General features: G+C 36.9%; 14 protein-coding genes and 1 riboswitch. Of the genes, 3 read left to right on the top strand and 11 right to left on the bottom strand.

Annotated features, from left to right (window positions below; genetic code table 11):
• Nucleotides 1–205: 205 nt before the first annotated feature.
• From U9M49_RS17580 to U9M49_RS17530, 11 genes are all read right to left on the bottom strand, one after another.
• The gene (locus U9M49_RS17580) at nucleotides 206–766 is read right to left on the bottom strand and encodes a GNAT family N-acetyltransferase (RefSeq protein WP_416337106.1); all 561 of its coding nucleotides are present in this window, start codon (nucleotides 764–766) and stop codon (nucleotides 206–208) included.
• Between the two features lie 152 nt (nucleotides 767–918).
• Entirely contained in the window at nucleotides 919–1,602 is a 684-nt protein-coding gene (locus U9M49_RS17575) for an HAD family hydrolase (RefSeq protein WP_307315569.1), read from the bottom strand.
• Nucleotides 1,603–1,621: 19 nt separating this feature from the next.
• Entirely contained in the window at nucleotides 1,622–2,560 is a 939-nt protein-coding gene (locus U9M49_RS17570; RefSeq protein ID WP_322910301.1) for a glucosaminidase domain-containing protein, read from the bottom strand.
• A 53-nt stretch (nucleotides 2,561–2,613) separates the two neighbouring features.
• On the bottom strand, nucleotides 2,614–3,819 hold the full coding sequence (locus tag U9M49_RS17565; RefSeq protein ID WP_322910300.1) for an MFS transporter: 1,206 nt from the start codon (nucleotides 3,817–3,819) through the stop codon (nucleotides 2,614–2,616).
• 130 nt (nucleotides 3,820–3,949) lie between these two features.
• Entirely contained in the window at nucleotides 3,950–4,948 is a 999-nt protein-coding gene (locus tag U9M49_RS17560) for a DUF3231 family protein (RefSeq protein ID WP_095370908.1), read from the bottom strand.
• A gap of 129 nt (nucleotides 4,949–5,077) precedes the next feature.
• A complete protein-coding gene (locus U9M49_RS17555) occupies nucleotides 5,078–5,344 on the bottom strand; it encodes a Parvovirus coat protein VP1-like protein (RefSeq protein WP_095370909.1) in 267 nt (88 codons plus the stop codon).
• Nucleotides 5,345–5,504: 160 nt separating this feature from the next.
• Complete coding sequence (locus U9M49_RS17550; RefSeq protein ID WP_322910299.1) at nucleotides 5,505–5,999, bottom strand: DUF1648 domain-containing protein; 495 nt, start codon at nucleotides 5,997–5,999, stop codon at nucleotides 5,505–5,507.
• Between the two features lie 334 nt (nucleotides 6,000–6,333).
• Nucleotides 6,334–7,611, bottom strand: a complete 1,278-nt coding sequence (locus U9M49_RS17545) for an O-acetylhomoserine aminocarboxypropyltransferase/cysteine synthase family protein (protein ID WP_095370911.1) — start codon at nucleotides 7,609–7,611, stop codon at nucleotides 6,334–6,336.
• 287 nt (nucleotides 7,612–7,898) lie between these two features.
• A riboswitch (SAM riboswitch) is annotated at nucleotides 7,899–7,990 on the bottom strand.
• 87 nt (nucleotides 7,991–8,077) lie between these two features.
• Nucleotides 8,078–8,476, bottom strand: coding sequence for a hypothetical protein (locus tag U9M49_RS17540; protein WP_095370913.1), 399 nt, complete (start codon nucleotides 8,474–8,476; stop codon nucleotides 8,078–8,080).
• Between the two features lie 366 nt (nucleotides 8,477–8,842).
• Nucleotides 8,843–8,968 (bottom strand): hypothetical protein, encoded by a 126-nt coding sequence (locus U9M49_RS17535; protein WP_267892260.1) that lies wholly within the window; start codon nucleotides 8,966–8,968, stop codon nucleotides 8,843–8,845.
• Between the two features lie 4 nt (nucleotides 8,969–8,972).
• The gene (locus U9M49_RS17530; protein WP_095370914.1) at nucleotides 8,973–9,725 is read right to left on the bottom strand and encodes an IclR family transcriptional regulator; all 753 of its coding nucleotides are present in this window, start codon (nucleotides 9,723–9,725) and stop codon (nucleotides 8,973–8,975) included.
• Nucleotides 9,726–10,065: 340 nt separating this feature from the next.
• On the opposite strand from U9M49_RS17530, the gene U9M49_RS17525 reads away from it, so the two are divergent.
• From U9M49_RS17525 to U9M49_RS17515, 3 genes are read left to right on the top strand one after another with little or no spacing between them, the layout of a single operon-like run.
• The gene (locus U9M49_RS17525; RefSeq protein ID WP_095370915.1) at nucleotides 10,066–11,007 is read left to right on the top strand and encodes a fumarylacetoacetate hydrolase family protein; all 942 of its coding nucleotides are present in this window, start codon (nucleotides 10,066–10,068) and stop codon (nucleotides 11,005–11,007) included.
• Between the two features lie 2 nt (nucleotides 11,008–11,009).
• Entirely contained in the window at nucleotides 11,010–11,507 is a 498-nt protein-coding gene (locus tag U9M49_RS17520) for a DinB family protein (RefSeq protein ID WP_095370916.1), read from the top strand.
• Nucleotides 11,508–11,527: 20 nt separating this feature from the next.
• Nucleotides 11,528–12,637 (top strand): cupin domain-containing protein, encoded by a 1,110-nt coding sequence (locus tag U9M49_RS17515; protein ID WP_322910298.1) that lies wholly within the window; start codon nucleotides 11,528–11,530, stop codon nucleotides 12,635–12,637.
• Nucleotides 12,638–12,677: the final 40 nt, after the last annotated feature.

Here is a 12,677-nt window from a genome sequence, read left to right as displayed (position 1 = left end):
TGAGAACTCCTTCTTGTGTTTTATCCAATTTTTCTATCTATGCCAAACTGACAATTTTTTTGTATATTACAGTAAACAGCTTACCCTCTCTTAGAGAGTCCTCCATTAGTTTTAAATAAAGCAACAGCAAGGTACTTCCCCACCTATGTCCCTAGCTGTTTCAACTTCACTCTCATATGAACTCGTAACTAATACATGTCCCTATTTAACCCAAAACATCAGCTTCTGGTTTAAGAATGCCATAACATACGAGGTCTATATATTTTCCATCTTTTCTTACATGTTTTTTCAACAGGCCTTCTTTCTTCATACCGGTCTTTTCAATTACCCTCATTGAAGCTGGGTTCGAATCGAATGAGCGTGCAAACACTTTATTGTAATTTTTTGCGCTAAAGGCAAATTCAATTAACGCTTTAGCAGCCTCTGTAGCATAGCCATTCCCCCAATATTTCTCACCAATCCAATAAGCAAGCTCTCCATGATTGAACGTTTGATGATGCGAGAGCGCAATTGCACCGTATAACTTGCCAGTGATTTTATCAGTTATTGCCAACTCAAACCGCTTATTATGATTGAAATCACTAAGATGATTTTCCATCCAAATAAGAGCATGTTCAGTTAAATAAGGATAGGGAAGATTTAAAGTACTTTTATAAAGATTATAATTGTTACATAGTTTAACAACTTCTGGTACATCGGCCTCATTAAACAAGCGAAGCATTAATTGGTTCGTTTCGATTTTATTTTCGTTATGATGATATATCACTAGGTACCCCTCTTTTAAAATAAATTTTGATACTACTCTCATTCAATTTTTTTCGCTATTCTCCTTCTCTTCACAAGAAAAACGCATGTAAGGATCTCTAAATTTAAGTTATTCGATACCAATATGAATAAAATAAAAAGACCTCATCCATCCTACAAGATTTGGTCCTTACAAAATTCAGTATTTACTTTTTTCATAATAGCTGCAAATACTTCCGATAAATCAGAAACATGCTCATCCCCTTTTGTTGTAAATGCAGGGCGAGGCTGTTTCCATATTGTATATATCCCCACTCCACCCGCACCGACTATATCATTTTTGAGATGGTCACCTACATATACTGTCTCATCTGGAGATACGCCAAGTCTTGAAAGAGTATGTTCAAAGATATAAGGATGGGGTTTCTTTACACCAACCTCTTCTGAAATAACAATTTCATCAAACAATGCTTCTATCTGCAATGACTTAATTACTTCTCGCTGAAATTTACTGTACCCGTTCGAGATGATCGCCGTCCTTAAGCCCTTCTTTTTCAACCTTTTAAGCAATGTGATTGCCTGAGGATACAGTTCGGCATGTAAAGGAAAATGAGATAAATAATCCTGCAGTAATTCTTGCCAAGAAAAGTTTATTAAAGAAAACTCTCCTACCATCTGTTGGTACACTTTATCTTTCCAAACATAGCCGCCTTGATCTAAATTAATGAACCTTTCTGCATATATTTTCTTATCTAAATGTGGAAAGAGTCTCTCTTGCTGATTCTCAATAAACGACAAAATAGCTGCCTTTCGATTATGAAGGGTTCCGTCTAAATCAAACATCACTGCTCTTACCATTACTTGATTACACCTCCAATTATTTCACTCGTAACTTTTGCCCAACTGTAATCACATTGATATCTTTCAAATGGTTCCATTCTTGTAACTTTTGCGCCGTTAGTTTAAATCTCTTTATGATAGTTGTGACTGTATCACCTTGGTGAACGGTGTAATAGTAATGTTTTTCCCCTGTCTTGATTATTTGTCCGACAGTAATCAAGTGAGGATTATGAATATGATTGATTTTTTGCAAGCTACTGACACTTGTATCGTGCACAGCTGCTATTTTTGAAAGCGTATCGCCAGATTTGACTGTATAGCTAAACTCTACCTCCTCTAATTGATTTAGGTTCACCCAAGATCCTGGCATACCTTCCACTTTTGATAGATTAAATATTTCTCCTACCTTTTTAAAAATATAATAACTCCCTGCCTTGTACAGGGACTTTTCTCGTATCTCTTTCTTTGCATCTTCAACCGTTACATAACCTTTTTTGTCCCTTGATAAATGATATTTAGGATTAGTATCATATTGTAGTAATTGATAAGTCTCAATGATACGAATGATTTTTTTGCTATAATCAGGATCTGTCGCATAACCTGATAACTGCACCTGCTCAGCAGCTTTTTTGTAATCTTTTTCTTCTAAAATAGCAAGGTATTTTTTTCGATCCCAAGATACACCATTCTTATAAAGCTTTGCTAAGTCCTCAATTGACTCCTCCCATGAAGGGTACTTTCTAAATGCCGCTACCGTTGTAACCATTTGCCCATCTATAAATTCTTTAGTCAACATCTTTACCGACTGTCCGTTATACTCACCCTTTATACCGAACAAATTATTACCTTCTATTGCCAATTTACTCTTCCCATGATTAGATTCATGCATAGCTTGTGCAATCACTAGTGAAGGCAGTATGTGATATTGTTTAGCTATTTTCTTTGCTAACGGAACGATCGCTTCAATAAAGTTCAAAATAAACACCTCTTTTTCACACTCTATTCCTAACAAGATGCTTTGCTAGGGCTTTATTTCTGTTTCTTGTATTTTAAAATATAATACAAAGAAAATAAGAAAATACTAGAAATAACAAACCCAGTCCCACCTAATAATCCAAGCAAGCGATTAGGCATCCATACAGTGGCAAGCCCAGCTAAAAACATAGAGATACCTATCATTGTATTAGAAATCGTTGTAAATAGACCAAATATAAGTCCACTCTTATCTTTAGGTGTCTCTCTCATTAGCATCGTATCAAAGCAGGTGTTACATAATCCAGAGAAAAACGCGGCCGTTATTAAAAAAACAATGGCCATCCAAACTTGTTGTGACTGGCTTAATAAGATAATACAAAATCCTTCGAACATCAGTGCAATTAAGGCGATTCTCATTAGATGATTTTGCAATTTCTCTGCTACAGGAAAGCTTAGCATTAAACCAATTCCTAATGAACCATAGAATATGCCGACACCAACATCTCCTAAATGAAATTCTTGAACTGCATACACACTTAATAACACATTATCAATGCCATTAAATAGAGGAATTAACAGTTCTGATAGAAAAATGATTAATAATAAACTCGAATGAAAAATAACATCTTTAACGATGAAGAATGAACCTTTCTTCTTATTTTTGGACATTGATTCCTCAGTTCTTTCTCTATCAAGAACGCGCAATTTAGCTAACAAAACAGCAGCAATTAAAAAGGAAGCACCATTTACGAAAAAGGTAAAATTAGCACCGAATAAAGAAGTGACCACTCCACCTGAAAACGACCCTCCAATAAGAACAACTCCTACCATTACTTGTTCAAGGCTATTAACTTTTATCATATTTTTTTCCTTCACCATCAACGGAATGGCAGATTTTCTTGTTGGTGCATAAATGGCTTCACCTGCTGCTAAGAAAAAACTCGACAAATAAACGATCCAGACAGATGAAACATCATTTACAAACACAAACGACAAAGCAAACAGGATACGTCCTAAATCTGTGCAGACTAATATTTTCCTCCGTGAAAAACGGTCTGCCATCAATCCTCCTAGTGGGCCAAATAACAGAAACGGAATGACTCTTATCGCTAAAGCAAGACCAACAGCAAGGCCAGATCCTGTTACTTGCAATAACAGTGCTAACAACGCAACTTGACTAAATCGATCACCTATTCCATTGAGAACACCCGCAAAGAATAAGCGCGCATAGTCTTTCTCTTCTTTTAATATGGAGATCATTCTCGTCCCCTCCTCATATAATTAGATAATCATCTAATTTGATGTTAATCTAATATATGAATAATCGCAATCTTTATTTCAAAAAAAAAAGGAAAGTGCTTCATTACGAAACAAACTTTCCAATCAATTTTTATTCTCTCAAATTATTTACACTCATTCTTGGGGGCTCCTCTAACCATCCATTATCGATCATAATTCTTATATTTTCTCTAATAAACAACATGATATCTTTTACAAATAAACCTAATTTGATGTTGATGTCATCTCTTAAGCTAAAGCCTGCACCAAATCCTTGACTACCGAGACCGAAATTACTTAACAAAAAGGTTAGATACATCATTAATTTATCAGAAAATGGTGGAATGTTAGACTTAGTAAGCGATAACCCATGAATTGTCGGCACCCTAATATCATCCTTAATTAGGATGTCATATGTTCCCTCCAAAATATCCTTGCTGAGCTCTTTCCCTTTAATAAAATAGTCCTTCACTTCTGTATGAACTGCCGTTTGAGCAAATCCTGTCATAAGCATCATGCCAACTGTATTCGTTTGAATAGACTGGTTTAAATAACTAAACTCAATCGTATTAATATCTCTTTTGTCACCAAACAGGCGATAACCTTTTGTATAATTTATATCTGAGACGAAGTCGACCGTTGTAGGGACATTAATCAAATTAGGTAATGGGTAATACCCCTCGTCAACCGCATAATTTAAGAACTTTTGATAATATTTCTGCGTTACATTTGTCATCTCACGATATAAATCAATAATATCATTTCGGTAGGACGTTGCTATATGAAGGGTGTATAGTCCCATGCTAATTTCCTTTAACACCATACACAAAAGAATATCAAATCCCTCTCCAAAAATTTTAGGAGCTTTCAAGTTCACATCGGCATTAGTGAAGCCTTGAGGTATAACAGCACCCTCATCATTAAATATCTGTTCAATACGGTGGACATTTGGCTCTAACTCAGACCATAAACCTTGCATAAGCTTTTTCGCTTTTTTATCCTCGGACACTTCTATAAAATGTTCTAAAACCCTTAATATCATTGTTTTCTTCTGATAAGTAATCCACAGTGCACCAATTTCTGTAGATGTCATTTTACTTCGATTGACCATTCTGTCACCTACTTTTATAAAATAACCATTCTTGTGACTAAGTTTTGCTATTCTCCTACTAAATATTCCCTTTATATCAAAAAAGCTAGAGGACAGGGATAGTCGTTCCCTTACCTCCAGCTTTCTAAATTATCCCCAAAGCATACGAAAACGCATAGCTGCATCAATTACTCTAGCTGTCGCTCCTTCATGCCTGGATGCATACTTCTTTCGATTGACACAATCAATTAACATTTGATCACATTGATAACAATGGCCATATCGATCAATGCAGGCATCATGTTTCTGACAACAAGAATCCACATAATTGATGGGCTTGCCTGGACCGCTACAACCCGGGCCACAATACCGATAACCTCCAGGCAAACAAAAACCTTTTTTATTAAACCTGTTCACTATTTTCACCTTCTTATCCTTTTATATATATTACAAACAGTAAGTCCATTTCGCCTGTGACCTTACCTAATAGGGGAATATTTTTTTATCAATTTATTTCAGTGCTTATTGGTCAAATAACATAAAAAAGCCAACCTATCCAAAAAGGATAAGTTGGCAACTATTGAATTCGACTAAACTTAATCAAAGTAAATATAATTGGAACTATCGTGGCAAGTAAAAACACTGGCAGAAACCAAATGCTTAAAGAGTCCGCCCATCCTAATGCTACTCTAATGGATTGTATAAGTATAAAGCCGAATAATGCGAGGCAAATATTCTTTATGACATTTAGCATTTTTCTACTCGTTAAGTAAAATGCGGCTGCATTTGATTCATTGATGCGTGCAGGGTAATTATGAATATGAGGAAACCGTTCAAATATCCCCATCATGAACCATAGAAACACGCCGATAATTGGTAAGATAAATAATTCATATTTAGAACCCCACCGATCAACTTCCCCTGAAGCATTGTAATGACCCGGTACTTGTTCAGGTATAGCTGACCAAGAAACAACTAAGAATACAATCGACCCAATGAATACAATAAGACCAAGTATGTCGCATCCCCATTCCCATTTAGTACGAGGCAATTTAAGTACTGGTCTATCCATACCCCATTCCTCCTCTTTCCGTTCGTCTTTTTAATACATACGAAGGAAAGATAAAAAGGTTTCATCCATTAGATAATCAAAGGCAACTAGTTCATACAGGGAATTACGCGATGGCTCTATCCCCCTTTTCATGAAAGGAAACAGGCGCGTCGTAATGGTAAGATATCAGTGTTGATGGCTCTGTTTGAGAAAAATATTGTCATTCATACTGTATGAGGTGAATCGCCTGAGACATGCGATCAACAAAGTATATGGTAAAGGAATAAAGAATGGTTCTTTGATAAGCAGTTTAACTTCACACTTTTCACCCTTTATAATGCAAATCGTAATAAACCTACGTACATTGTTTTAACGCTTGCGTGATATCAGCCATCACATCTACAGGATCCTCTAAGCCAACAGAAAGGCGGATCATTTCGGGACTCACACCCGCCTCCGCTTGTTGTCCAGGTGAAAGACGAGCATGTGTTGTACTCGCTGGATGAATAATGAGCGTTTTCGCGTCACCAACATTTGCTAAATGTGATACCAGCTTTAGTGAGTTGATAAACCTTTTAGCTGTACTGATTCCCCCTTTGATGCCAAATGTAAAGATTGCACCTGCCCCACTCGGAAAATACTTTTTCCCGAGATGATATTGTGGATGGCTTTCTAACCCAGGGTAGTTCACCCAAGAAATATGAGGTAACTCTCCTAACCGTTTAGCCAAAACTTGTGCATTAGCGACTTGCTTTTCTACTCTGACACTTAATGACTCCAGACCTTGAATAAATAACCAGCTATTGAAGGCAGACAGCGTTGCCCCTAAGTCATGGCCAAGTTCAAATCTTGCTTTAAGAATAAAAGCTTTTTCCCTAGAAATTTCAACATAGCTGCGATTACCAATAGCAGGCTTTTTCTCATTAAAGGAAGGAAATCTTTCGTTACTCCATTCGAATCTTCCTCCATCTACAATCACCCCACCGATTGCCGTACCATGTCCACCAATAAATTTAGTTGCTGAATGAACGACTATATCCGCGCCAAATGCAAGTGGTTTTAGTAAAAATGGCGTAGTAAATGTATTATCTACTACTAATGGTAGGCCGTGACGTTTCGCTATCTCACTTAACTTTTCTAAATGGGCTACCTCCATATTCGGGTTGCCAATTGTCTCTGTGAAAATCGCCTTTGTCCTTTTATTAATTTTTCCTTCTAAAGATGTAAAGTCCGTCCCATCAACAAAATGAACATTGATACCGAATTTACTAAACGTTTCTGCAAATAAATGGTAGGTACCACCATAAAGAGCCTGTGTAGAAACTATCTCATCGCCTGCTCTTGCAAGTGTTAAAAGGGCAATGGAAATCGCTGCTTGCCCAGATGAAACAGCAAATGAGGCTACGCCACCTTCTAACTGTGCCATTCTCTCCTCAAACACTGCATTGGTTGGATTTGCATTCCTTGAATAAATAAAGCCAGGCTCTTGCATCTGAAATAAGCTTGCTGCATGATCGGTATCTTCAAACACATAGGATGAAGTCATGTATATTGGTACGGCTCTCGACTTTGTAACAGGATCTGGCACTTGCCCCCCATGAAGCGCTATTGTATCAAACTGGTGATGATTCATTTTTCATTCTCCTCTCACATTTCACTTATAATAAACAAACTCGACTCGGAACCATCTATCAGTGATGAGCTTTTGAATATGCCAGCACAATGGTTGTTTTTTCATAAATTGAATTTGAAACATCAATTTTTTATGTCCAACACCTTTTTTCAAGAGCAGAAAAAAGACCACTTTCAATAAAAAGAGATTGTACTCTTCCATCGAAAGCCGCCTTTAGTCGTCTAATCGGCATAGATAAAGCCCCTCTTGCTAAAGAAGAGGGGCTCACGATATATCGCCATATCCTCAACTTATCTATCTTGGAATTAGCACCGTTACCTAGTTTTGGTCGGTTGCTGAGGCTTCAAAGGGCCAGTCCCTCCACCTCTCTTGATAAATTGAATTTTTTAAATTTTAAGAGTCATTAATTATTAATCAGAATAACCTTATCATCCGGCGCTGTCAACAGCTTTTTATAATAAATCTTTTATGCAGCACAAAGTCTTTCTTTTGCCTTTATTACTGACACCCAATATTCAACTGGAGATACAAAGGATTGCAAATAATTCAGCTCTTTATTATACATAAGAGCCTCCACTAAAAGATAAACAGACGTATCATTTAAATCGTTAACAATCATATCAAGCAAAGTTGCTTTCATATTCATAATATCTTCATAATCATCGATGATAGCTAACTTATCATCTAAATATGAAAGAAAAGCTTGTAAATGAACAACCTCTTCTTGTAATTCCTTCCACCCTTTATCCTCAGCTAATACGTTTACATAATTAACAAATTGATTGTACTCTTCATGACTATCTCTTTTAATTTTCTCTGCTAATATATCAAAAAATACATGATTGGACATATCCTTGCTGTTCACTATTAGAGCACCACCTTTACTATTTATATAAAATTATAGACCTTCTCTTTTAAATATTCAATAAAATCACATGAAACTATTTTCAATTAAGGAGTCGGGTGGTGTGTAGTTTTAGTCTAAATTAAACCAAGTAGCTGGGATATAAGGGGGATACAATAATTTCTAATTTTTCTTACGCATTTGAATGAAAGGTGAAATCACCCTTCCACTACTAGATGCATATCCAGCTATTTATGTAAGCTTTGTTTTGCCCTTTTACCCGGCTCATACTTCAATTTGATTCTTTGTTAGCCTTGTTCCTCTCTTTTACATGGCTCATACTTCAATTTGATTCTTTGTTAGCTTCGTTTCTCTCTTTTACATGGCTCATACTTCGATTTGCTTCTTTTTAGCTTCGTTTTGCTCTTTTACATGGACCATAACTAAATCTCTTTTAGCTATGGCAAATAACTTTCCCTTCGATGCAACCGCCTCATATAGAGTAGGATTCAATCATTCAGCCCCTCGCTCGATAGCCAAATTGTGCAGAGATTTCTTTTCCTACTTTTATAATAGATTGACTTTTATCTGCAGAGGGGTCTTTTGGAATCGACTCTGAGAAACCAACTACTGTTATCGCACTTAATAATTCTTGATTGTAATTAAAGATTGGTATAGACACAGAAGATACAGTAGGAATCAAAGGCTCCTTAGCAAAGGCAATCCGTTCCTGCCTTACGCGGTTGATTTCTTCTACCGCATTCCCTTTTCCTTCTTTCCCCATAACCTTAATCCAATCTTTAGTTGTTGCTGAATCAAGGAAGCTCTCGAATATTTTCCCAGTCGATGAAAGCGGTGGTAAAAGTGAACCGAGCTGTGCACCAATATTATAGGCATGTCCCGGGTTCCATATTTTCGAGATAATTGGACCATTATATGTCCACGTAGTTAATAGGCACGTATTGTCTAGTTGATGACTTAAATCCTTCAAATAGGGTAGAACACGTGAAATCACATCTTCCTGCCCTATAGCTGCCACCCCATATTCAATTAATTTACTTCCAAGTTGATATTGTCCATTATGTTTGTCCTTGTATAGAATGTCTAATTCCGTAAAAGTGTTCAAGTATTTATAAAGATTACTTTTTGTAATTCCTGTTTTTTCCTGTATATCAGATAACCTCAATGGTTCTCCGCTAGCAACTAATAGGTCAATAATTCTCATACCAACTTGGATCGATTGGATCGTAGCTTGTTTTTGATTTTTCATGTAAAAACCCCTATTTTATATTTTTTTTAGTATATCAGAAAAACACTATATTTTCTGATTTCAGCCATGTTTTGCATCCTTTTGAAAGGAGTTATTTTTCAAAAAGTTTAAAAAACCACAACAAATTCTCTTGAGTTTATCTGAAAATTAGGATACTATAAATTTATCATTAATAGATAACATCGTTCACTATTAATGGAATATTAAACAACCAATGAAGAAAGAGTCTAATAAACGCTCATTAATAAAGGTTTTATGCCTAACACTTCCACACAAAGCGTTTTACTCTTTGATCACGCAATTCCTAGACAAAAAAAACTTTTCATAAAGGAGTTTGAATATGAAATTAGTTACTTTCACTCACAATAACAACACACGTATCGGAGCAGTTACAGAAGGAAATGAAGTAGTAGACTTAAACTTTGCTTACCAAGCTTTCCTTGAAGCAGAAGGTAAACTACGTTCTGAATTAATTGCTGAAGCGTACATTCCAGCACAAATGGAAGGTTTCCTACAAGGGGGAAATGAAAGCCTTTCCATCGCAAAGGAAATGGTTGATTATGCATTAAATAATCGTGAATCGTTCAAACATCCACTTGTACATGCATTTGAAGATGTAAAAATCGAAGCACCTGTAACAAAACCCGGAAAAATTATTTGTGTAGGTCATAACTACCGTGAACATATTGCAGAAATGGGAAGAGAATTACCGCCTCACCCAGTAGTATTTGCTAAATTTGCCAACACAGTGATTGGACCACAAGATGATATTCCATTCTATCCAATTTCTGAACAATTAGATTACGAAGCTGAATTTGCTTTTGTTGTAGGTAAAAAAGCTAGAAACGTAGCAAAAGAAGACGCACTCAATTATGTAGCAGGATATACAATCGCTAATGACGTCACTTACCGCGATATCCAACGTCGCACACTTCAATGGTTGCAAGGTAAAACAGTTGAAGGTAGTGCACCAATGGGTCCTTGGTTAATCACTTCTGATGAATTACAAGATCCATCTGGTTTAGGTGTTCTTTTAACTGTTAATGGGGAAGAAAGACAAAAAACGAATACAGCCAACTTTGTCTTTGATGTTCCAACGCTTGTTGAATTCTTATCTAACTTAATGACTTTAGAACCTGGTGATATCGTATTAACAGGGACACCTGGAGGCGTAGGATTTGCTCGTGATCCTCAAGTATTCTTGAAAGATGGCGATGTCGTTCGCATTGAAGTAGATAAAGTCGGCGTTCTCGAAAATAAAGTTTCAAAGGTGGAAAAATAATTATGAGCGAAACGAAAACGATTCAGCAATCTATTGAGTCTATTCAAACATCATTAAATCAAATCATTGAAACCGTTTCAGGATTATCTGAAGAAACCATACGTTGGAACCCATCAAAAGAAGAATGGTCCATTATGCAGGTTATTACTCATTTAAACGAGGCCCTACCTTATTGGCTAGGTGAAATAGATACAGTTGTAAAAGCCCCGGGTTCCCAATGGGGACGAGGCTTACAGGACCCTGCTCGCCTTGCAGCAGTCGAAAATACTGAACACCAATCAGTTGAAGACGAATTGAAAAAATTATCGCAAATAAAACAAGATGTTCAAACCAAATTATCTGTTTTATCTGCTGACACATTGGCTCAGGAATCACCTCATCGTAACTTTGCAAAATTCGGTAATAAATCTGTATTCTTTATTGCCGATCACTTTATCGATGAACATGCCGCTGGTCATTACAACCAAATTCAACGTAACTTGTCTAAGCTAGCAAAATAATATTAAGGTGGCGAAATATTATGGCTGAAAAACATGCATATATGGAGGATCAAGACGTAAAGGACTTTACGAAAGAAATCCAAGAATATCATCTCGGTCCATTATGGGAAGCCATCCCAGCACTGATGAACCATACACCAAAACCACATGCTGTGCCATATTTATGGTCAGATGAGCTTTTAAAGAAAAAATTATCCGAAGCTGCTAAAATCTTCACACCTGACCGTGGTGGAGAAAGACGCGCGATTTACTTTCAAAACCCCGGGTTGACTTATAGACAACCATGGGGATGGGCTTCAACTACTCAAACATTGTATGCTGCTGTGCAGCTGCTACTTCCTGGTGAAGTAGCACCTTCACACCGTCACTCTCAAAGTGCTCTGCGTTTTATTACTGATGGAGAAGGAGCTTACACAATTGTTGAAGGTGAACGTATCTTCATGCAAGAAGGCGACTTCCTTATTACACCAAAGAACCTCTGGCATGGACATGGCCATGTAGGTGATAAACCAATGATTTGGATGGATGCACTTGATATTCCTACCATCTATTCAATCGGTGGTACATTCTTTGAACCATTCCCTAATAAGATTGAAACGCCGACTCGCCCAGATAACTTCTCTGAACAAAGATACAGTGGCGGAATGGTAAGACCAATTAATGACCGCTATTCAAGCGTGGCACCACTCGCAAATTACAAGTGGAAACGTACAGAAGATGCGATTAAAGGATTAACTAGATTTGAGCCAGATCCATATGATGGCTACGCTGTTGAATATATCAATCCATCGAACGGACAAACAGCTAATCCAACAATGGGAGCTTGGATGCAATTATTACCAAAAGGCTTCCGTACAAAGGCACATCGTCACACACATTCTACTATTTACCAAGTACATCAAGGTTCTGGTTATACAGTAATAAACGGTGAACGATTCGATTGGAAAAAAGGAGATTACTTCTGTATTCCAAACTGGGCATGGCACGAACATGTACCTGCTGAAGATAGCTACCTTTTCTCAGTAAATGACCTACCCATTATGGAGCGATTTGACTTAGAAAAATCTCAAAACCTTGAAGAAAACAACGGAGAACAAAAAATCATAGGCGAATTTAAAGCTTTCCGTTAATTGCACAAGAACAACCGGGCACAGTGCCTCGGTTGTTCTT

Source organism: Cytobacillus sp. OWB-43, from assembly GCF_034651445.1.
GTDB lineage: Bacteria > Bacillota > Bacilli > Bacillales > Cytobacillaceae > Cytobacillus > Cytobacillus kochii.
This window is presented reverse-complemented; position numbering and strand designations above follow the sequence as displayed.

Excerpts from the sequence above, each read along its gene's own strand:
- U9M49_RS17525 (WP_095370915.1), top strand. The coding sequence starts at position 10,066 with ATGAAATTAGTTACTTTCACTCACAATAACAACACACGTATCGGAGCA.
- U9M49_RS17565 (WP_322910300.1), bottom strand. The coding sequence starts at position 3,819 with ATGATCTCCATATTAAAAGAAGAGAAAGACTATGCGCGCTTATTCTTT.
- U9M49_RS17550 (WP_322910299.1), bottom strand. The coding sequence starts at position 5,999 with ATGGATAGACCAGTACTTAAATTGCCTCGTACTAAATGGGAATGGGGA.
- U9M49_RS17575 (WP_307315569.1), bottom strand. The coding sequence starts at position 1,602 with ATGGTAAGAGCAGTGATGTTTGATTTAGACGGAACCCTTCATAATCGA.
- U9M49_RS17515 (WP_322910298.1), top strand. The coding sequence starts at position 11,528 with ATGGCTGAAAAACATGCATATATGGAGGATCAAGACGTAAAGGACTTT.
- U9M49_RS17520 (WP_095370916.1), top strand. The coding sequence starts at position 11,010 with ATGAGCGAAACGAAAACGATTCAGCAATCTATTGAGTCTATTCAAACA.
- U9M49_RS17545 (WP_095370911.1), bottom strand. The coding sequence starts at position 7,611 with ATGAATCATCACCAGTTTGATACAATAGCGCTTCATGGGGGGCAAGTG.
- U9M49_RS17560 (WP_095370908.1), bottom strand. The coding sequence starts at position 4,948 with ATGGTCAATCGAAGTAAAATGACATCTACAGAAATTGGTGCACTGTGG.
- U9M49_RS17530 (WP_095370914.1), bottom strand. The coding sequence starts at position 9,725 with ATGAAAAATCAAAAACAAGCTACGATCCAATCGATCCAAGTTGGTATG.